Consider the following 19,094-nt stretch of genomic DNA (forward strand, 5'->3'; position numbering starts at 1 on the left):
AAGAGACCCGATGCACCTGCCTCCCGAAGACCGCACCCGCAGCCCGCGCACCGGCTACACCCGCGCCCACTGGGAGGCGGCCGCCGACGCCCTGCTCGCCGCGGTCGAGCCGTACGCCACCGAGGACCGCGCCCTCTACCACCTCCCCGGCGACCACGAGAGCTGGTCGGGCCACCTCTCCGACGGACTGGAGGGCTACGCCCGTACGCTGCTCCTGGCGGCGTTCCGGGGGGACGAGACGGTGTTGGAGCGCTATGCCGACGGCCTCGCGGCCGGCGCCGGCGGCATCTGGCCCCGCGTCGAGGACCGCAGCCAGCCCTTGGTGGAGGCGGCCTCGATCGCGCTCGCGCTGCGGCTGACGCGGCCGTTGCTGTGGGACCGGCTGGACGACCCGGTGCGGCAGCGGGCGGCGGCCTGGCTCGGCGACGCCCTGACCGCCGAGGCCTGGCCCTGCAACTGGGAGCTGTTCCCGGTGACCGTGGGCGGCTTTCTCCAGGAGATCGGCCATGAGGCCGAGGAGTCGCGCAAGGCGATCGACCGGGGGCTGGAGCGCGTCGAGGAGTGGTACGTCGGGGGCGGCTGGTACACGGACGGCGAAGGCCGCAAGTTCGACTACTACAACGGCTGGGCCATGCACCTGTACCCCGTGCTGCACGCCTGGCTGGCGCAGGACGAACGACTCCTCGAACTGTACGGCGGCCGCCTCTCCCGGCATCTGGAGGACTACGCCCGCCTGTTCGGCGGCGACGGCGGCCCCCTGCACCAGGGCCGCTCCCTGACCTACCGTTTCGCCACGACCGCCCCCCTGTGGCTGGGCGCCCTCACGGGCCGCACACCGCTCGCGGCAGGGGAGACCCGGAGGATCTCCTCCGGCGCACTCAAGTACTTCCTTGAGCGGGGCGCCGTGGACGCGAACGGGCTGCTGACCCTCGGCTGGCACGGCCCCGACCAGGCGCTCCTCCAGGGCTATTCGGGCCCGGCGTCCCCGTACTGGGCGAGCAAGGGCTTCCTCGGTCTGCTCCTGCCCGCGGATCACGATGTCTGGACGGCGCGGGAGGAACCCGCCCCTGCCGAGCGCGAGGACGCGGTCACCGCGATTCCCGCCCCCAACTGGCTTGTTCAGTCGACGAGTTCGGACGGAGTGGTGCGCGTCCACAACCACGGCAGCGAGGACGTCCGCTACGACCCGTACTACACGCGGCTCGCCTATTCGACGGCGACGACGCCCGCACCGTCGTACGACAACAGCGTGATCGTCGGCGACGATCCGAGCCGCACGGACATCGTGCCGCTCGGTGCGGGGGAGGGCTGGGCGGCCTCACGGCACTCGGGCGGTGGCGGAACCCGGGTGACGAGCGTGGTGCTCGCGCAGGGGGCCGTGGAGGTGCGGGCCCACCTGGTCGCGGGTGCGGCACCGGGGACGCCGGTCCGGATCACGGGCTGGGCGGCGCGGGACGGGGTCCGCGCCGAACTCCGCCCTGCCGCTCGGCTCGACGACGCCCTCACCGGCGTCACCGACGCCGGACCGACCCTTTTCGTCGCCCTCGCCCGGCTCACGGCCGAACCGGAACCGGCCCCGCTGGACGCGCTGGTGACCGTGCGCGTGGACGACGACGGCGGGATCCATGTCCGTTGGAACGAAGGCCGGGCAGTCCGCGTGCGGTTGGCGGACGGTGAAGGCGTCCAGGTGCGGGTCAGCGACTGACCGCCTGGGTCGTGATGCCCGCCCGGTCGAGTGCTCTGGCGACGGCGGGCGGGTCCACCGGGTCACCGTCGCGGTGAGTGCGCACGTGCTCCAGCAGCAACCGTGCGTCCAGCCCGTATGCCTCGGCGTCGGCCAGGAGGCTGTCCGCGCTCGGACCGGCGGTCGTGTCGTCGAAGTGGAGCTTCAGCTCCCGCAGCAGGCTTTCGCGGTCGACGAAGTCGCTCATGCCGCAGTCCAGGCCGTCGTCCTCAAGGCTGTAGGGGTAGGGCGCCCGGCTCCAGGCGCCGTTCTCGTACCAGTAGACGCAGCCGAGTTCGTACCCTTCCAGCCGGTCGCGCAGTTCCTCGTAGGGCAGCCAGTCGGGGCCGCCCGCCAGCATGTCGATGGGCGGCTTGTGCCACTTGACGCCGCTCGACTCGTCCTCGCCGTAGAGCACGTACCGACCCTCGCCCGTCCTGGACATGATCCACCAGGTGCAGCCGCAGTCGTCCCAGTGCAGGCCCGCCTCGTCGATCCAGTGCCCGACCCGGTGCACGCTCGGGGTCTCTTCCTGCTCGGTGGTCGCCTTGACGGCGGCGAGCAGCGCCCACCGTGCCCACAGCACCTCGCCCGGCGGAAGGTCCTCCGGAAGCCCCGGTCGGTGAATGGTCATGTGCGCCCCCGTGTGTTCTCGCCGCGATGGTGATCGCCGCAACAGTACGACGGCGGGCCGGCCCTTGGTCCGCGTGCCTCTCACTCGTGGGACGGCATGGCCGGGACACTTCGGCCGGTACCGAAACGACCGGCACCTAGCGTTCGAGGCATGACCGACACAGCCCCTCTCACCCCCGCCGGTGCCGTCACCGGCATGGTCGACCACGTCCTCACCCTGGCCGCGACCTGGCCGAACTGGGACGGCACGCCCGCCCGTGTCGACGACCGCGTCTACACCCCGCACAAGGCGATCCGCCGCGTCGCCGACCACCTGATCGACCACCTGGCGGAGCTGGAGGCCCGGCTGGCGGGCGAGGAGCCCCAGCCCGACCACTGGCACGCCTCCAGCATCACCACCGGGGCGGACCTCGCTCCCTTCACCCCGCAGGACCTCGACGAGGCCCGCAGCAGGCTGACCCGCCTCGCCCGAATCTGGGCCGACCGACTGAACGCCCTGAGCGACGACCAGCTCGACGACTCGCCCGGCGAAGGCTGGAGCTTCCGCGAACTCGCCCGCCACCTGGAGGGATCGACGTACTACGCCGACGCTGTCGGAGACCTGTCCTGACCGCCCGAGCACCGGAGGACCCTCATGACCACGTTCGCCGAACTCCACCACGGCGACCGGCCCCTGCTGCTCCCCAACGCCTGGGACCACGCCTCGGCGCGGGCCCTCGCAGACGAGGGGTTCCGCGCGATCGGCACGACGAGCCTCGGTGTCGCAGCGGCCGCCGGTCTGCCCGACGGGGCCTCGGAGACGCGTGACGAGACACTGCGGCTCGCCCTGGCCCTCGGCTCGGATCCCTACCTTCTCTCCGTCGACGCGGAGGACGGTTACAGCGAGGATCCCGACGAGGTGGGGGAGTTCGCGCGGCACCTCACGGCGGTCGGAGCCGTCGGGATCAACCTGGAGGACCGTCTCGGTTCCACGGCGCTGCATGCCGCGAAGATCACCGCGGTCAAGTCGGCGGCACCGGGTCTCTTCGTCAACGCCCGCACCGACACGTACTGGCTGGCAGACGGCGATGGGACGATCGACCGGCTCGACGCCTATCAACAGGCGGGCGCCGACTGCGTGTTCGTGCCGGGGCTCAGCGAGCCCAACGAAATCGCCGCCCTGGTGAGGCACGTCGACGTTCCCCTCAACATCCTCTACGCACCGACCGGCCCCGCTCTCCCGCACCTGGCCGACCTCGGTGTTCGCCGCGTCAGCCTCGGCTCGCTGCTCTACCGGCGGGCGCTGGGAGCGGCGTTGGAAGCGGTCGAGGCGATCAGGGAGGGCCGGGCGCCGGGCGGGACCGCCCCGGCGTACGGGGCCGTGGACGCCCTCGCCCGCCGGGGCGAGTCGGGCGTCTCGGGGCGACCTGACTCACAGCGACGGTGGGCGGACCCCTGTTAGGCTTGACTCTTTCCCGGGTATCAGACCCTTTGGACTCATCACCGGCGAGGGACCGAGGAACCATGACCATGGACATCCCCGGCGACAGGCGACTGGCGGCCGCCGTCGTGATGGACGACGAGCAGCGGGTGCTTCTGGTGCGCCGCAGCGAGAGGGAGCGGTTCCTGCCCCGGGTGTGGGGTGTCCCCTGCGGGAAGCTGGAGCCCGGCGAGAGCGCCGAGGACGGGGCCCTGCGTGAGCTGAAGGAAGAGACCGGGCTGCTCGGCGAGGTCGTCCGCAAGGTCGGCGAGTCGTCCTTCCTCAGCGACTACCGGGGTCACGAGATCAAGAACTGGCAGGAGAACTTCCTGGTCAGGCCCCTGTCCACCGCGGTCACCCTGCCCGAGCCCGACCAGGCGGCCGCCTGGCTCGACCGGACCGAGCTGACGACCGTCGAGATCGACGAGTACAACCTCGACATCGTGCGGCAGGCGTTCACACGGCCCTGAGTCGTTGCGCCAGTTCCCGCAGCGCGTCCAGATAGTCCCCGACCGGCAGTGGCACCTTCGCCACCGCGCCCGGATGCGGGCCCGCCGCCGTGAACACATCGGTGTGGTGCCGCCGTTCGGCGCCCGTCTCCAGGAACAGCGTCACCGTCGGCACGTCCGTGTCGCACCAGGCCCGGTGCAGGGTGTGCGCGGGCAGCGCGTACGAACTGCCCGCGGCGTACTGCCCCACGTGCGTCAGCCGCAGCCGCGCCGGACCGGCCGGCCTCAGCACCCAGTCCGCCGAGCGCTCCGCCAGCGACTCCTCGTAACGGGCCGCCGCCAGGTCGCCGGAGCCGTCGCCGACCTCGAACAGCTCCATGGCCAGCCGGCCCCGCACGACATAGGAGGCCAGCGGCGAGCGGTGGTTGTGGATGTCCTCCTCGCCGATCGCGCCGGCGCCTGGATGCCACACGTGCGCGCGAAGCATCCGGCGCGGGCCGCCGTCGATCAGCAGCAGCTTGTCGAAGCCGAGGACATGACGGTACGACAGCCGCGCGCAGCCGTCCGGGTCGCCCTCGCCGGAGGCGAGTTCGTCGATCAGCTCCAACAGGCGTTCGGATGAGCCGAGTTCGGCGACGACGCGCCGCGCCGCCGCCACCCGCTCGTGCTCGGGCAGTTCACCGTCCAGCGACTCGGCCAGCAGCCTCCGGGCCGCCATGACCTGCCGACCGCCCATGCACTCATCCTCCAACGCCCGCTCGCTCCAACCCCGCTCGTCACATCCGGGTTCAGCCATCCGGCTGGTACATCCATACGGCATGCGCGCGCAGCGCCGAAAGACCTTGATAGGTCATCCACATGGGCCGCCGCAGCTCGGTGCTGTCGCCCCGGCCCCAGGACCAGATGCCGTCCGTCTGCCCGGCCCACACCGCGGCGACGGCCCCGTCCAGCCGTACCCGCCACTCGTCCTCCAGCCCGTCGGCGCGGGCGATCTCCAGGGCGCCCGGCGAGAGGAGGGCGCGAACCAGCCAGGAGGCGGTGAAGTGCCGTACGTTCAGCACCTCGTGGCGGGACGGGTCGTCGATGCGCGGCCGGCGTACCTCCTCGTGCAGGTTCTCCAGGTCCGGGCAGGTGTCGTGCGGTGCGTCCGGGCAGGACAGCAGCCAGCGGACGCCGTCCTCACGGGCGGTCCGGGCCCGGGCGGCTCGCGCGTCCGTGTCCTCGCCCAGGACCCGGGCGGCCCGGTCGAGGGCGACGACGGCCTGTGCGGTGTGCAGCGGGGACGGTCTGCCGTACGGCGGCTGCAGGCGGTAGCCCCAGCAGCGCAGGTGGTCGCGGCGCGGGTCGCTGATCGCGCCGTCCGCGAGGGTCTCGCGCAGCGCGGGCAGGACCTCGCAGCGGGGTGCGGCGCGCAGCAGCCCGCGCAGCACGGTCGTCACGACATGCGTCGACTCCAGCCCGGCGCGGTCGAGTTGCCGGGTGAAGGCGCCGGTGCACCGGTCCACCTCGGCAGCCAGCCGGTCGGCGGACGTCCCTGCCCGGGCCAGTGCGCCCAGCACCAGCGCGGTGACCTCCGGGCGGGCCTCGGAGCCCTGCGACCGCGCCGACCAGCCGCCGTCCGGGAGCCGCAGCCGCCACAGCGTGTCCACCAGGTCGCCGGTGCTCAGCCCTCCGTCGGGCACGCCCAGGTCGAGCATGATGTGCAGGCCGTACGCGGTACCGACGGGCGTCGGCCGTGAGGGGGTGTCCTCGCCCAGGGAGTGCGGCCAGCCGGTGAGCCGCCCGCGCTCCGGGTCGGCGACGACCGACGCCTGGTCGACGAGGGTGCCGTAGGCGGAGGCGAAGACCTTCGGGAGCGGGCCGGGCGCCCCAGGTGCCATGGCGGCAGGTCCTACGGTGGCGGCCGTGGGTTCGGCGCCGGCAGCCGCTGCCGCCCGGGCCCGCAGCAGTGCCGCCGCCAGCCAGGCCGCGACGAAGGTGGCGAGTCCGCTGACCCCGGAGATCCCATACCGCGCGGCCGAACCGTCGAGGGAGGCGGGAAGCACGCTGAAGAGGAACTGGAACACGCCGTACCCGGCGGCCGCCGCCCCGAGGCCGCCGAGCCAGCCGACGAAGCGCGCCGGGGGCGAGGGGGCCGAGGGGCCGTCGTCGGGCACGGGAGGGGCGGTGCGGTGCTGACGGGACCTCAAGGGGCCGCGTCCGAGCTGCTGTTGGGACAAGACGCACCCTCCCCCGTGGTGGCGGTGTGTGACCTCCGCGAAGCTTCCAGTCTAAGTGGTCAGCGTGGCGCCTGGGGTGGCTGCCCGCCCTGCTCGCTGCGCGGCCAGTTCGCGAGCGCCACGTGCAGGGCGTCGACGGCACGCTCCCAGGACTCCCGTACGTCGCGGGGAGCGCCGAAGGCGCCGGTGGACTCCAGGGCGCAGTAGCCGTGGAAGGTACTGCGCAGCAGGCGGACGGCGTCGGTGAGGTCGGGTTCCGCCAGGCCGTACGCGCGGAGCATCCCGTAGGTGATCTCGGCGGTGCGGCGCATGGCGGGGGAGTCGGCGACGAGCGTCTGGTCGATGCGGATCTGCGTCGCCGCATAGCGGCCCGGGTGCTGAAGGGCGTACTCCCGGTACGCGTCTGCGAACGCGGCCAGCGCGTCCTTGCCGGCCCGTCCGGCGACGGCGGCGGCGATCCGGTCGATCATCTCGCCGCCCGCCAGCAGGGCGACCCGGGTCCGCAGGTCCTGCAGATTCCGGACATGCGAGTACAGACTCGCGTCCTTCACCCCGAAGTGCCGGGCCAGCGCGGACAGGCTGACGTTCTCGAACCCGACCTCGTCGGCGAGTTCGGCGGCGGCCGCGGCGAGGCGATCGGCGGTGAGTCCAGCGCGGGCCATGGGGTGGGTGACCTCCCGATGTATGAGACTGGCCTAGGGCCCCTAGGGGGCATCCTAGTGAGTGCCGGGCCGGACCAGCCCCGTCTCATACGCCAGGACGACGGCCTGGGCGCGGTCCCGCAGGTACAGCTTGGCGAAGATGCGGGCCACGTGGGACTTCACCGTGGCCTCGCTCAGCGTGAGGTAGGCGGCGAGCTCCGTGTTGGACAGGCCTCGGCCCAGGAGCGTCAGGACCTCCAGCTCGCGGGGCGTCAGGGAGGCCAGGTCGGCGTGGACGGCGGGGGCGTGAGCGGTGGGGGTGGAGGCGAAGCGCTCGACCAGCCGACGGGTGATGGTGGGCGCCAGCAGGGCGTCACCCGTGCCGACCAGCCGTACGGCGGCCGCGAGGTGCTCGGGCGTGACGTCCTTGAGGAGGAAGCCGCTCGCGCCGATCGACAGGGCCGTGTAGACGTAGCGGTCCAGGTCGAACGTCGTCAGCATCAGCACCCGGCAGCCCGGCGCCTCTTCGAGGATCCGGCGGGTGGCGTCCAGGCCGTCCATGTTGGGCATGCGGATGTCCATCAGCACGACGTCCGGGCGGAGTTCGCGTGCCAGCGCCACCGCCTCCAGGCCGTCCGCCGCCTCGCCGACCACCTCGATGCCGCGTACGGTCAGGATCAGCCGGAAGCCGGTCCGGATCAGCGTCTGGTCGTCGACGACGAGGACGCGGGGAGTCGGCTCCGTCACCGGTGTCGTCATGACAGGTCCGGGGAGCGGTCCACGGGACGGTCCAGCGGGATGCGGGCCCGGACGCGGTAGCCGCCGCCGAGGCGCCGGCGGGCGTCCAGATCGCCGGCGTACACCGCGACCCGTTCCCGCAGGCCCAGCAGGCCGCGCCCCGTTCCTCCCTGCAGACGGCTCTGCTTCGGCGAGGCCCCGCCGGTCAGCACGCTAGGCCCGGTGTTCAGCACCTCCACCCGCAGCGCGTGGTCCGCGTACCGCACCGTGACCTCCGCCTTTCCTCCGTCGCCGTGCCTGAGTGCGTTCGTGAGCGCCTCCTGGACGATGCGGTACGCCGTCACGTCGATCCCCTGCGGGAGGGGGCGGGGTTCGCCGGAGATCCGGACCTCGACAGGCAGCCCCGCGAAGGAGACGCGGTCGACGAGCCGGCCGAGCCGGTCCAGGCCGGGCTGAGGGGCCAGGTCGGCGGCGGTCCCGTCGTGCGCGTCGTCCGTGTCGTCGTCCTCGCCGCTCGGTGACGGGGCCAGCAGGCCCAGCAGATGCCGTAGATCCGTCATCGCGCCCCGCCCCGCGTCCTCCACCGCGCGCAGCGCCGCCGCGGCCTCGTCCGGCATCGTGCCCAGCACCTCGCGGGCGGCGCCGGCCTGGACGACCATGAGGCTGACGTTGTGGCTGACGATGTCGTGCAACTCGCGGGCGATACGGTCGCGTTCAGCCAGGACCGCCGCGCGAGCCGCGCTCTCCCGCTCCCGCTCCAGCAGCCAGCCGCGCTCTCCGACGGCCTGCAGCCGACGGCGCCGCGTCCGCAACAGCGCGACGGTCAGCACGAGTACGGCCGCACCCGCAACCGCCGCCGTGATCCAGCCAGGTTCCCAGTCCCCCATGGGGCTCACCCTGACAGATGATCACCGCGAACGCATCGGCCCGGAGATGCAGGCCCTGCATCCGGAGGATGAGGTGCCCGGCGATGTGCCATCCGGGGAGGGATGCCCGGGCGCGGGCCCGCCTCGTAGCGTCCTGTCCATGAGCAGTGAAGGCAGCAGGGGAGAGGCCGTCGTTCGGCTGGACGGCCTGCGCAAGGAGTACGGCGAGACGACCGCCCTGGCCGGCGTCTCATTGGAGATCCGGGCCGGGGAAGCCGTGGCCGTGATGGGCCCCTCGGGGTGCGGGAAGTCCACGTTCCTCAACATGATCGCCGGTCTGGACCGGCCGACGGGCGGCAGGGTCGTCGTCCACGGGGAGAACGTGGGGGAGCTGAGCGAGAAGGGACTCGCGCTGTACCGGCGGCGCCGGATCGGCATGATCTTCCAGTTCTTCAACCTGATCGACGACCTGTCGGCCCTCGACAACGTGGCGCTGGCGGCCCAGTTGACCGGCACCCCGGCCCGGCAGGCCCGCCGTCGTGCCCTGGAACTGTTCGACGAACTCGGCATCGCCGACCGGCGCAACGCCTATCCCGCTGTACTCAGCGGCGGAGAGCGCCAACGCGTCGCGGTCGCACGGGCGTTGGTGAACCGCCCCGCCCTGCTGCTGGCCGACGAGCCGACCGGGGCCCTGGACAGCCGCTCCGGCGAGCAGGTGATGGATCTGCTGCTCGACCTCAACCAGATCGGCCAGACACTGATCCTGGTGACCCACGACGAGCATCTCGCCCGGCGCTGCGCCAGCCGTCTGATCCAGTTCGCCGACGGCCGGGTGACCGGCGAGCACACCCTGGAGCCGTCCGCATGAGGGCCGTGTGGCGCGCCGCCCGCGCGGCGGTACGGCGGCGCAGACTCCAGACGCTCGTCATCGCGCTGGTGACGCTGACCTCGACGGCGGCCATGGTGGTGGCCCTCGGCCTGGTCGACGCGGCCTCCGCCCCCTTCGACAAGGCCTTCGCCAAACAGCGCGGCCCGCATGTCGTCGCCGCCTTCGACCCAGCCCAGGTCTCCGACGCACAGTTGGCGAAGGCGGCTCGGCAACCCGGTATCGAGGCCGCCGCGGGCCCCTACGCGCAGGCCACGGTCGAACTCCCCAACGGCAGCATGAACTTCGGGCTCGGCAACGAGATCACGGTCGTCGGCCGCGCCGGCCCCGACGGCCCCGTCGACCGGCTGGACCTGTGGGCCGGCCGCTGGGCCACCCGGCCCGGCGAGGTCGTCCTGAACCGGCAGTCCGACTGGACCGCGGACGACCTCGGCAAGCGGCTCCCGATGCCCTCGGGCGGCCCGGACCTCACCGTCGTCGGGTTCGCCTTCGACCTGAGCCGCACCGCGGACGCCTGGGTCGCGCCCGAGCAGATCGACGCCCTGCACCCGACGGTCACCCAGATGCTGTTCCGCTTCCCCGACGTCTCCACGGACGACCGGCTGCGCGCCCAGCTCGCCACGGTGACCGAAGAGCTCCCGGCGGACGCGCTCGCCGCCTCCCGGTCGTATCTCAGCCTCAAGCACCAGGTGAGCAGCTCGGCCCGGGCATTCACGCCCTATCTGATGGCCTTCGGCATCCTGGGCATCGCAGTCGCGGTCCTCATCGTCGCCAACGTCGTCAGCGGTGCCGTGATCTCAGGTTTCCGGCACATCGGCGTGCTCAAGGCCCTGGGGTTCACCCCGGGTCAGGTCGTCGCCGTGTACCTCACGATGATCTCCGTACCCGCGGTACTCGGCTGCGCGGTCGGCACCGCGGTCGGCAACCTCCTGGCACGCCCCTTCTTCGGGTTCGTGTTCACGGGCCCGGACGCCGGGGTGTTCCACGACACCGTCACGGTCGCGCCCTGGATCAACGCCCTCACCCTGCTCGGCATGCCCGCCGTCTGCGTCCTCGCCGCGCTCGGCCCCGCGCTGCGCGCCCACCGGATGTCGGCGGCGCGGGCCATCAGCGCGGGCAGCGCCCCACGTGCCGGCCGTGCGCTGGGGATCCAGCGCCGGCTGGCCGGCAGCAGGCTGCCGCGCTCGGTGAGCCTGGGGATGGGCCTGCCGTTCGCCCGGCCCGGCCGCAGCGCCCTGACGCTCGCCGCCGTGGTCCTCGGCGTGACCACCGTGACCTTCGCGACCGGCCTGGCCACGACGATGACCCGGTTCGGCGAGGCCGGACGCGACGCGTTCCAGGTCACCGTGTACGCCTCCAACTTCAAGAACGGCAAGGAGCTCCAGCCGGACCACGCCGACCGCGAACTCCACTCACTCCTCGGGGAGTTGGCGGGGGCCACCGAGGTCACCGCCCGTGCGTCCGTCGACGTACGCCTCGTGGGGTCCGCGCATCCGGTGATCCTCGAAGGGCGTCGTGGTGTCCGGATTCAGCTGGACAGCGTGCTCACGGCGGGCCGGTGGACACGGGCTGCCGGCGAGGTCGTGGCCGGCTCGGCCTTCCTGCGCCAGAACGGCGTACGGGTCGGCGACCGGGTCAGCCTGGAGAAGGGCGGCCGGACCGAGAAGGTACTGGTCGTCGGGGAGTTCATGGAGAGCAACGCCCGGGTCGTGGTCAGTGGTTGGACGACGCTGACGGCACTCGCCCCGGACGAGCGGCCCATCGCCTACCACGTCGCCCTCAGCGACGGCACCGACCCGGACGCCTACGCCCGCGCGGTCCGTGCCGCCGACTCCGGGACCACCCCCGATGTGAGGGACGCCAACACCCTCACGCAGACCGTCATCGGCTCGGCCACCGCCCTCACCGTGATGCTCACCGTCGTCGCGTCCCTCGGCGTCTTCAACACCGTCGTCCTCAATACCCGTGACCGCAGGCGCGACTTGGGCATGCTGAAGTCGATCGGCATGACCCCGCGGCAGGTCACGGTGATGACGGTGACGTCGATGGCGGTCCTCGGCGCACTCGGCTCCCTGCTCGGCATCCCGTTGGGCGTGGCGGGTTACCAGCTGGTGATCCCCCGGATGGTGGACGCCGTCGACATCACCCTGCCCGCGTACATGACGGACGTCTGGCGGGCGCCGGCCCTGGCCGGACTGGCCCTCGCGGGTGTGGTGATCGCGGTGCTGGGGGCGTTCGTCCCGGCGCGGAGGGCGGGGCGGCTGACGATCGCGGAGGTGCTGCGGAGCGAGTGAGGTCAGCCGGGCGGGCCGCTCGGACCCCAAGGCACGGCGCAGGCGTTCTCATGACTCGTCAGGCACCCGGCGGGACATGAAGAGCGCCTGTTCACCGGCCGATTCCGTGCCGTCGTGGAGCGAGATGTCCAGCCCGCAGAAAGTGACCCATGCGGAGGTAGGCGCGAATCGCGGGAGCGTTGATGTTGCTGACCCCAAGCCAGACATGGCCCGCCCCGCACTCCCGCGCGAAGTCGAAGGCGTGGTTCATCAGGGTCCGCCCGATCCCCCGTGGGCCGGGAAAGGGGGTTCCAGCTCGGGCGACGTGGCCAAGGCGCGCCCGGGCCCAGGCGGCCCCGCCCGGACGGGGTGCACAAGACCGTCCGGGCGGGGCATTCCTGCGGGCGGGGATCAGCCGATCGGCGCGTACAGCACCCCGAGCTTGTCGATCTCGTCCCCCGACCGGCCGGTGAACCCGACGATCTGCCAACCGGTCGGCGCCGTGAAGGTCTTGGTTGCCGAGGTCGCCGTACCCGCGGCGAGGGTGCGGCCCTTGTCGGTGGTGAAGGCGGCCGAGAAGATCCGCGTACGGCCGTCCTTCTGGCCCTGCGTCAGCTTTACGGCGGTGAGGTATTCGCCGCTTGCCAGGGTCAGGGACGTCGCCGTGCCGCCCGAACCGCCGTGGGTGAGGGCCGTGCCGCCGTCGTGGGTGAGGGACAACGCGTCCAGGCGGGTGCCGCCGCGCAGGGTGAGGGTGCGCGGGGACACGGACGCCGGCAGGTTGTCCGCGTCGTTGAAGGCGGTGCCGTGCGGGCCGCCGAAGAAGTCGCTCGCCTTCAGGGACGAGGTGACGGTGTAGGAGAAGTCGACCGTGTGCGGGAAGTGGTCGGAGAGGTGCTTGCCGTCCGAGCGGAGGAAGTTCGCCCAGTCGTTGTTGTAGCGGGTGGCGTTCAGGCTCAGCAGCTTGCTGCCGCGGTAGAGGACCTTGTCGACGACCTCGCAGTCGTTGGTCGGGGCCGCCGCGTCGCACAGCAGGGCGTCGCTGCCCGCCGCCGGCGGTGTCCCGCCCTTGACCAGCTGCACCCAGGCGTCGGTCAGGCCGTTCTCGCCGACCAGCGTGCGGATGTTGTCGCCGGTGCGCGTGTAGCGGGTGTTGGTGTCGCCCATGACGATGACGGCGTTGCCGGACGAGTTCGCCTGGATGAAGTCCGACAGCTGCTCGACGTTGGCGCGGCGGGCGGCGAGCGCGGAGTCGTCGGAGTCGGCGTTGGTGTGCACGTTGTAGAGGTCCACGAACACGCCCTCGGCGAGGCGCACCCGGGCGAGCGTGAAGCCCTTCGGGGTCAGGCAGTTCGTGCCGGTGCAGGCGTTCCATTTCACCCGCTCGAAGTCCTCGAAGGGCTGATCCGAGAGGGTGTTGAGGCCGTCACCGATGCCCGCGCCACCGCTGGTCGCCGTGCGGTACGGATGGGTGTCGTTGGCGTACAGCGAGGCGTGGTAGTTGAAGTCCTCCTGGACGTTGACGATGTCGTAAGGGGCAAGACGCTGCCCGATGAGCGGGGTGTTCGTCTCGGGGTCGCTGTCGCCGAGGCCGAGCGGGAGGCCGGCGACGTTGTACGTCAGGACGTTGAAGGTGCCGGAGTCGGCGGCCGTCGCGGGCGTGGCCGCGGTGGTGGCGAGGCCGGTGAGGGCCAGCGCAGCGGCCGCGAGCGTGCCGATGAGTCTTCTCATAGTGGGGGAGTCTCCGGGGGTGACGGGGGCCAAGAAGGTGAACGCTGCTCAGGTTCTGTGTCAACCAGGGTGACGCACAAGGGCTGTTGGGGAAACAGTGAAGCGCGTGACGTTCCGCCGCGTCCGTGGCACGTGGCCTCCACCCGCCGCTCGTTCAACGTTCATGTTTCGCCTTGATCCTCCACACACGGCGCAGCAGCGCCGCCGAAGGCAGCGGCATCCAGGAGGCCTTTCATGGGACACGGGCACGCGCACGGTCACCACCACGGACACCACCATGACCACGACCACTCGCACGGCGCGGCGGCATCCGCCCTGCCCGCCGCCTTCGACACCTCCGTGCCCGACGAGGCCCTGACCCCCGAGCAGCAGTCGCGCCGCACGCTGCTGCGCCGGGCGGGTCTGCTGGGCGCCGGGCTGGCCGCCGGCAGCGTCGTCGCCCCGGCCACGGCCGCCGCCACGCCCGCCGCCTCCGCGTCCGCCGCCTCGGCCTCGGGCGGCCGTAGAACGAACGGCTTCCTGTGGCTGGCCGGTGACCACCACATCCACACCCAGTACAGCAGCGACGGCAAGTACCGCGTCGTCGACCAGGTCCGCCAGGGCGCCAGGCACGGCATGGACTGGCTGGTCATCACCGACCACGGCAGCACGACCCACGCCAGGATCGGCGTCGAGAAGGTCAACCCGGACATCCGGGCGGCCCGGGCCGCGTACGAGGACACGCTCGTCTTCCAGGGCCTGGAGTGGAACATCCCGGCCGCCGAGCACGGCACCGTCTTCGTGCACCCCGGCAAGAACGAGGTGTCCGTCCTCAAGCAGTTCGAGAACGACTACGACGGCAGTGTGAAGAACGCCGGCGACTCGACGCCGACCAATGAGGCGCTCGCCGTCGCAGGTCTCGACTTCCTTGCCGAGCAGGTGGAACGGCGCAAGGTCAAGGACGCGCTGATGCTCGCCAACCACCCGGCGCGCCGCGGTGTCGACTCCCCGCACGAGATCCGCGGCTGGCGTGACGCGGGCCGGACCCGGCAGATCGCCATCGGCTTCGAGGGCGCCCCGGGCCACCAGGCGGCCGGCCTGCCCGCGCCCCTCGGCATGGCCCGCGCCCGCGGCATCTACGACAACAACCCCAGCGCCAACTCCTTCGCCGGCTACCCGCTGGAGAGCTACCGCACCTGGGGCGGCTTCGACTGGATGACCGCGACCGTCGGCGGCCTGTGGGACAGCCTCCTCGCCGAGGGCAAGCCGTGGTGGATCACCGCCAACTCCGACTCCCACCAGGTGTACGGCGACACGGCCGCACGCGGGGGCGGCAACTTCGAAGCCAACGGGCGCTACGACGACCCGGTCTACGCCGGCCGGATCGACATCACCCAGGGCGACTACTGGCCCGGCCAGTACAGCCGTACGCACGTCGGCGCCGACGGTTTCTCCTACGCCGCCGTCATGGACGGCATCCGCGCGGGCCGCATCTGGGTCGACCACGGCCAGCTGCTCAGCGGCCTCGATGTCCGCGTGATGGGCGGCCGCCGCTGGGCCACGCTCGGCGGCGCCCTGCACGTCAGGAAGGGCACGAGCGTCACCCTGACGGTCGACGTGGCGATGGCGGGCGGCCCCAACTGGGCGGGCTTCGTTCCCGAGCTGACCCGTGTGGACGTCATCCAGGGCGATGTGACCGGCCCGGTCGCGGACAAGGACACCTTCACGGCGCCGACGGCGAAGGTGGTCAAGTCGTACGAGGTGAACAAGTCGTCCGGCGTCGTCAGCCTCACCTACGACCTCGGCAAGGTCGACCGCCCCGTCTACGTCCGTCTGCGCGGCACGGACGGCAACCGCACAGCCGTCGGCGCGATGGGCGCGGCCGTCGACCCGGCCGGCCCGGCCATCGACGTCGTCGGCGACGCCGACCCGTGGCGCGACCTGTGGTTCTACACCAACCCGGTGTGGGTCCTGCCCTCGTGACACCGTACGCCGTAACGGTGGACGCGGACGTCCGGGACCTCCGCACGGCCGACCACCTGCTCCACAGCCTCGTGGCCGAACTCGCGCTCCCCGAGGGCACGTTCGGCTGCACCCACCTCGTACGGGGAGACCGCCCGAGGGTCGTCGTCTCCCTCACCCTGCCGTCGGAGCCGCTCCTGCGTACCGCCCAGGAGCGGCTCACGACCGGCGGATACGAGGTGTCACCCGGCCCACCCGACACGGTGGGCCGGGCGGTCCTCTACCCGGGCGCCCCCGCACTCACCGGCACCTTGACGATCGCCGAACTGCTGTCCCGCTCGGCGATCGACCGAGTGACGGTCCTGGGCGCACCGGGCCGACCGTCGCCGGAAACCCGCCTGATCACCGGCGAGCACGTACGCCCGCAATGGCAGAACGACGAACTCGTCCTGACGACCATGCCGGCGGTGGGCGGCACACTCGTGCCCTTCGAGGTGGCGGACCCTACGCCGTGCTGTGCGGATCACTGAAGGGGCGGGCCGTACGGGGGATACCGACGGTGACGACCGCCCGTCGTCGCCGTCGTGGGAAGAAGGTCACGGCCGGTCGGCAACCATGCCGACCGGCCGAATGCGGACGTATCTCACTCAGTGGTCGAGAACACGAACGAGAACTCCGTCGGCTCCGCCTTCAGGAAGTACTGCGGCAGCGGACCCGGGCCGCAGGACTGCGAGCCGATGCCGTGCTGGCCGTGGTCGAGGTTGATCCAGAGCGTGTCGCCCGGCGTGAGGTCGGTCAGGTGCCGGGCCGCGTCCAGCTGCTCGTTGGTCCAGCGACGGGCGCTGAACCAGAACTCCGGGTCGCCCTCGATGCGCAGCCCGCCGAGTTCGGCCCAGCGGACGTCGGCGCGGGCGCCGTTCTCCTGGGGCCGCACGTACGGGGTGTGCAGGGCGTCGATGCTCGGCAGCCACTGACCGAGCATCGAGGCGGCACGGGTGTCGGGGTACGCCTCGCTGCCGCCACCGAAGTACAGGACCTCCTGCGCGGCGTCGGCCGGCAGGCCGAAGCGGACGCCGAGGCGGGGGAGCGGAACCGTCCAGTGGCCCTCGGGAGTCACGGACACCGTCAGCTTCAGCCGGGTGCCGTCGGACGTCCAGCGGTACACCGTGCGCAGGCCCACCTCGGCGGCGGCGGGCGCCACCCGGGTGCGGACGGTCAACGCGTCGTCGGCCAGCTCCACGGCGTCAAGGCGGTGCTGCATGCGGTGCAGTCCGAGCTTGCGCCACAGCACGCCGTAGCGCGTGTCGTCCTGCCAGGACGCGCCGTCGTCGTTGTCCGTCGTCGCCCGCCAGACGTCCAGGCGCAGCCCGGTCACGTCAAGGCCGCAGATCGTCGTCGGCCGGCCCGAGCGGGCGTCGAAGGTCGCAGGGCCGAGGGTGATCAGCGGCTCGCCGGGCACGGGCCGCTGAGAGGCGGCGACGGCGACGGCTGAGCGCGGGGTGACGGTCTCCTGGCCCCACGCCACCTCATGGCCCTTGGGCCCCCAGGCCGTGTCCTCGGCGAGCCGCGCGCGGACGGTCCACTGGACGTCGTCGCCGTTGCCGTCGGGGGCGGCGGCCGGCAGCTTGACCTCCGCCGACTCACCCGGTGCGAGCGGCGGCACGGTGAGCGTGTGCGCGCCTGTGGGGAGACCGTCCACCTGGTAGGAGAACTCGAACTCCAGGTGCGAGAGATCGGCGAAGTCGTAGGCGTTCGTCACCCGTACGGTGCCGTCGGCGCCGTCGCCCTCGATGCGGACCGGCTCGATGACCTTCTTGTACTCGACGAGTCCGGGGGACGGGGTCCGGTCCGGGAAGATCAGGCCGTCGCATACGAAGTTGCCGTCGTGCAGCTCCTCGCCGAAGTCGCCGCCGTAGGCGTAGCCCAGCTCGGAGTGCTTGATGCCGTGGTCGATCCACTCCCAGATGAAGCCGCCCTGGAGCCTGTCGTGCGCCTCGAAGATCCGCTGGTAGTCGGCGATGCCGCCCGGGCCGTTGCCCATCGCGTGCCCGTACTCGCACTGGATGAAGGGGAGTTCACGCCTGCGCCCCGCACCCCCGTCCAGGCCCTGCCCGATCCGCTCGACCTCCTCGTGGGAGGCGTACATCCGGGAGTACACGTCGGTGTCACGGCAGTTCCAGTCGCCCTCGTAGTGCACGAGCCGCGAGGAGTCCCGGCCGTGGATCCACTCGGCCATCGCGGTGAGGCCGCGCCCGGTGCCGGCCTCGTTGCCGAGGGACCAGAAGACGACGGACGGGTGGTTCTTGTCGCGCTCGACCATGCGGGCCGCCCGGTCCAGCAGGGCCGGGGTCCAGCGGTCGTCGTCGACGGGGTTGTCGCGCCAGCCCTGCTCGGTGAATCCGTGGGTCTCCAGGTCGCACTCGTCGATGACCCACAGGCCGTACTCGTCGCACAGGTCGAGGAAGGCCGGGTGCGGCGGGTAGTGCGAGGTGCGCACCGCGTTGAGGTTGTGCCGCTTCATCAGCAGCACGTCCTCGCGCATGGTCTCCACGTCGAGGGCGCGGCCCTGCTCGGGGTGCCACTCGTGCCGGTTGACGCCCTTGAAGAGGATCGCCTTCCCGTTGACCTTGATCAGGCCGTCCTCCAGGGCGACCGTGCGGAAGCCGATGCGCAGCGGCACGCGCTCGCCGGCCGTGACCAGCTCGCCGTCGTACAGCTTCGGCGTCTCCGCCGACCACGGCTCGACCGCGACGGTCACCTGCTCGCCGGTCGCGACATCGATGTCGAGGCCGGGCACGGACACCCGCCCGTCGACGTCGGAGTCGACGCGCAGGGTGCCCTCGCCCGTGGTGTGGTCGTAGGAGGCGTGCACGAAGAAGTCGCCCGCGCTGCCCGCCGGGCGGTGCAGCAGGGTGACGTCACGGAAGATGCCGGGCAGCCACCACTGGTCCTGGTCCTCCAGGTACGATCCGGCCGACCACTGGTGCACCCGGACGGCGAGCACGTTGCCGGCCGGCTTCAGCAACTGCCCGACCGCGAACTCGTGCGGCAGACGGGAGCCCTTGAACTCGCCGAGCTCCGTGCCGTTCAGCCAGACGCGCGCGCAGGACTCGACGCCGTCGAACCGCAGCACGGCGCCGCCGTCGTCCTGGGCGGGCCAGTCGTCCGGCAGGTCGAAGACGCGCAGGTGGTCGCCGGTCGGGTTCTCCGTCGGCACGTGCGGCGGGTCCACCGGGAACGGGTAGAGGTGGTTCGTGTAGATCGGCGAACCGAAGCCGCCGTCGCCGTGCAGAACCCAGTGGCCCGGGACCGTGACCTCGGCCCAGGCCCCGGCGTCGTACCCCTCCCCGGCGAACGAGTCGTCCTCGGCGTCGGCGGTCGCCGACAGACGGAAGCGCCAACTTCCGTTCAGAGACAGGGACTTGGCGTCCGAGGAGGCGTACCAGGCGCGGGGTGGGAGGGCCCCGCGGCCCGGGGAGACGTCCTGGACGTAGTCGACGGATGCGGTCGTGCGGAAAGACATCGGTCTCCTTGC

16 protein-coding genes and 1 pseudogene are annotated in these 19,094 nt (G+C 72.0%); 8 read left to right on the forward strand and 9 right to left on the reverse strand.

Features of this window, described 5'->3' with window-relative positions; translation table 11 throughout:
* The first annotated feature begins 10 nt into the window (after positions 1-10).
* A complete protein-coding gene (locus ACZ7L5_RS02950; protein WP_471513856.1) occupies positions 11-1,705 on the forward strand; it encodes a DUF2264 domain-containing protein in 1,695 nt (564 codons plus the stop codon).
* Here ACZ7L5_RS02950 and ACZ7L5_RS02955 read toward each other — a convergent pair.
* Positions 1,695-2,357, reverse strand: coding sequence for a hypothetical protein (locus ACZ7L5_RS02955; RefSeq protein ID WP_471513858.1), 663 nt, complete (start codon positions 2,355-2,357; stop codon positions 1,695-1,697). The two genes, ACZ7L5_RS02950 and ACZ7L5_RS02955, sit on opposite strands and share 11 nt — an antisense overlap.
* Before the next feature lie 150 nt (positions 2,358-2,507).
* Here ACZ7L5_RS02955 and ACZ7L5_RS02960 point away from each other — a divergent pair, with 150 nt between their 5' ends.
* The 3 genes from ACZ7L5_RS02960 (at position 2,508) to ACZ7L5_RS02970 (ending at position 4,285) form a co-directional block, all read left to right on the forward strand.
* On the forward strand, positions 2,508-2,966 hold the full coding sequence (locus tag ACZ7L5_RS02960; protein WP_471513860.1) for a hypothetical protein: 459 nt from the start codon (positions 2,508-2,510) through the stop codon (positions 2,964-2,966).
* A gap of 24 nt (positions 2,967-2,990) precedes the next feature.
* Complete coding sequence (locus tag ACZ7L5_RS02965) at positions 2,991-3,797, forward strand: isocitrate lyase/PEP mutase family protein (RefSeq protein ID WP_471513862.1); 807 nt, start codon at positions 2,991-2,993, stop codon at positions 3,795-3,797.
* Positions 3,798-3,859: 62 nt separating this feature from the next.
* Positions 3,860-4,285 (forward strand): NUDIX hydrolase, encoded by a 426-nt coding sequence (locus ACZ7L5_RS02970; RefSeq protein WP_471513864.1) that lies wholly within the window; start codon positions 3,860-3,862, stop codon positions 4,283-4,285.
* On the opposite strand, the gene ACZ7L5_RS02975 is transcribed toward ACZ7L5_RS02970, so the two are convergent.
* The 5 genes from ACZ7L5_RS02975 to ACZ7L5_RS02995 all read right to left on the reverse strand — a co-directional run bounded on the left by ACZ7L5_RS02975 (position 4,272) and on the right by ACZ7L5_RS02995 (position 8,749).
* On the reverse strand, positions 4,272-5,000 hold the full coding sequence (locus ACZ7L5_RS02975) for a hypothetical protein (RefSeq protein WP_471513866.1): 729 nt from the start codon (positions 4,998-5,000) through the stop codon (positions 4,272-4,274). The genes ACZ7L5_RS02970 and ACZ7L5_RS02975 overlap by 14 nt on opposite strands.
* Before the next feature lie 52 nt (positions 5,001-5,052).
* Complete coding sequence (locus ACZ7L5_RS02980) at positions 5,053-6,420, reverse strand: prenyltransferase/squalene oxidase repeat-containing protein (protein WP_471513868.1); 1,368 nt, start codon at positions 6,418-6,420, stop codon at positions 5,053-5,055.
* A gap of 122 nt (positions 6,421-6,542) precedes the next feature.
* Complete coding sequence (locus ACZ7L5_RS02985) at positions 6,543-7,145, reverse strand: TetR-like C-terminal domain-containing protein (RefSeq protein WP_471513870.1); 603 nt, start codon at positions 7,143-7,145, stop codon at positions 6,543-6,545.
* A 54-nt stretch (positions 7,146-7,199) separates the two neighbouring features.
* Positions 7,200-7,883, reverse strand: coding sequence for a response regulator (locus tag ACZ7L5_RS02990; RefSeq protein ID WP_471513871.1), 684 nt, complete (start codon positions 7,881-7,883; stop codon positions 7,200-7,202).
* Positions 7,880-8,749 (reverse strand): sensor histidine kinase, encoded by an 870-nt coding sequence (locus ACZ7L5_RS02995; protein ID WP_471513873.1) that lies wholly within the window; start codon positions 8,747-8,749, stop codon positions 7,880-7,882. The genes ACZ7L5_RS02990 and ACZ7L5_RS02995 overlap by 4 nt, the downstream gene beginning before the upstream one ends.
* A gap of 139 nt (positions 8,750-8,888) precedes the next feature.
* On the opposite strand from ACZ7L5_RS02995, the gene ACZ7L5_RS03000 reads away from it, so the two are divergent.
* Both ACZ7L5_RS03000 and ACZ7L5_RS03005 read left to right on the forward strand, forming a co-directional pair.
* On the forward strand, positions 8,889-9,596 hold the full coding sequence (locus ACZ7L5_RS03000; RefSeq protein ID WP_471513875.1) for an ABC transporter ATP-binding protein: 708 nt from the start codon (positions 8,889-8,891) through the stop codon (positions 9,594-9,596).
* Positions 9,593-11,908: an ABC transporter permease gene (locus ACZ7L5_RS03005; protein ID WP_471513877.1), complete on the forward strand. Its 2,316-nt coding sequence runs from the start codon at positions 9,593-9,595 to the stop codon at positions 11,906-11,908. Before ACZ7L5_RS03000 ends, ACZ7L5_RS03005 begins: the two co-directional genes overlap by 4 nt.
* A gap of 48 nt (positions 11,909-11,956) precedes the next feature.
* On the opposite strand, the pseudogene ACZ7L5_RS03010 reads toward ACZ7L5_RS03005, so the two are convergent.
* Positions 11,957-12,179, reverse strand: a pseudogene (locus ACZ7L5_RS03010) (GNAT family N-acetyltransferase); the annotation flags it as partial.
* 119 nt (positions 12,180-12,298) lie between these two features.
* Positions 12,299-13,618 (reverse strand): jacalin-like lectin, encoded by a 1,320-nt coding sequence (locus ACZ7L5_RS03015; protein ID WP_471513879.1) that lies wholly within the window; start codon positions 13,616-13,618, stop codon positions 12,299-12,301.
* A 234-nt stretch (positions 13,619-13,852) separates the two neighbouring features.
* Here ACZ7L5_RS03015 and ACZ7L5_RS03020 point away from each other — a divergent pair, with 234 nt between their 5' ends.
* Together ACZ7L5_RS03020 and ACZ7L5_RS03025 are read left to right on the forward strand one after the other, a co-directional pair.
* Positions 13,853-15,580, forward strand: a complete 1,728-nt coding sequence (locus ACZ7L5_RS03020; RefSeq protein WP_471513881.1) for a PHP domain-containing protein — start codon at positions 13,853-13,855, stop codon at positions 15,578-15,580.
* Between the two features lie 17 nt (positions 15,581-15,597).
* Positions 15,598-16,089, forward strand: a complete 492-nt coding sequence (locus ACZ7L5_RS03025) for a hypothetical protein (protein ID WP_471513883.1) — start codon at positions 15,598-15,600, stop codon at positions 16,087-16,089.
* 113 nt (positions 16,090-16,202) lie between these two features.
* Here ACZ7L5_RS03025 and ACZ7L5_RS03030 read toward each other — a convergent pair whose 3' ends face one another.
* Positions 16,203-19,082 (reverse strand): glycoside hydrolase family 2 TIM barrel-domain containing protein, encoded by a 2,880-nt coding sequence (locus tag ACZ7L5_RS03030; RefSeq protein WP_471513885.1) that lies wholly within the window; start codon positions 19,080-19,082, stop codon positions 16,203-16,205.
* Between the last annotated feature and the right edge of the window lie 12 nt (positions 19,083-19,094).

Source organism: Streptomyces sp. NPDC107528, from assembly GCF_055639295.1.

Coding starts and splice junctions, on each gene's coding strand:
- ACZ7L5_RS02955 (WP_471513858.1), bottom strand. CDS start 2,357: ATGACCATTCACCGACCGGGGCTTCCGGAGGACCTTCCGCCGGGCGAG.
- ACZ7L5_RS02995 (WP_471513873.1), bottom strand. CDS start 8,749: ATGGGGGACTGGGAACCTGGCTGGATCACGGCGGCGGTTGCGGGTGCG.
- ACZ7L5_RS02965 (WP_471513862.1), top strand. CDS start 2,991: ATGACCACGTTCGCCGAACTCCACCACGGCGACCGGCCCCTGCTGCTC.
- ACZ7L5_RS02990 (WP_471513871.1), bottom strand. CDS start 7,883: ATGACGACACCGGTGACGGAGCCGACTCCCCGCGTCCTCGTCGTCGAC.
- ACZ7L5_RS02970 (WP_471513864.1), top strand. CDS start 3,860: ATGACCATGGACATCCCCGGCGACAGGCGACTGGCGGCCGCCGTCGTG.
- ACZ7L5_RS02985 (WP_471513870.1), bottom strand. CDS start 7,145: ATGGCCCGCGCTGGACTCACCGCCGATCGCCTCGCCGCGGCCGCCGCC.
- ACZ7L5_RS03015 (WP_471513879.1), bottom strand. CDS start 13,618: ATGAGAAGACTCATCGGCACGCTCGCGGCCGCTGCGCTGGCCCTCACC.
- ACZ7L5_RS03030 (WP_471513885.1), bottom strand. CDS start 19,082: ATGTCTTTCCGCACGACCGCATCCGTCGACTACGTCCAGGACGTCTCC.
- ACZ7L5_RS03000 (WP_471513875.1), top strand. CDS start 8,889: ATGAGCAGTGAAGGCAGCAGGGGAGAGGCCGTCGTTCGGCTGGACGGC.
- ACZ7L5_RS03005 (WP_471513877.1), top strand. CDS start 9,593: ATGAGGGCCGTGTGGCGCGCCGCCCGCGCGGCGGTACGGCGGCGCAGA.
- ACZ7L5_RS02975 (WP_471513866.1), bottom strand. CDS start 5,000: ATGGGCGGTCGGCAGGTCATGGCGGCCCGGAGGCTGCTGGCCGAGTCG.
- ACZ7L5_RS02950 (WP_471513856.1), top strand. CDS start 11: ATGCACCTGCCTCCCGAAGACCGCACCCGCAGCCCGCGCACCGGCTAC.
- ACZ7L5_RS02960 (WP_471513860.1), top strand. CDS start 2,508: ATGACCGACACAGCCCCTCTCACCCCCGCCGGTGCCGTCACCGGCATG.
- ACZ7L5_RS03020 (WP_471513881.1), top strand. CDS start 13,853: ATGGGACACGGGCACGCGCACGGTCACCACCACGGACACCACCATGAC.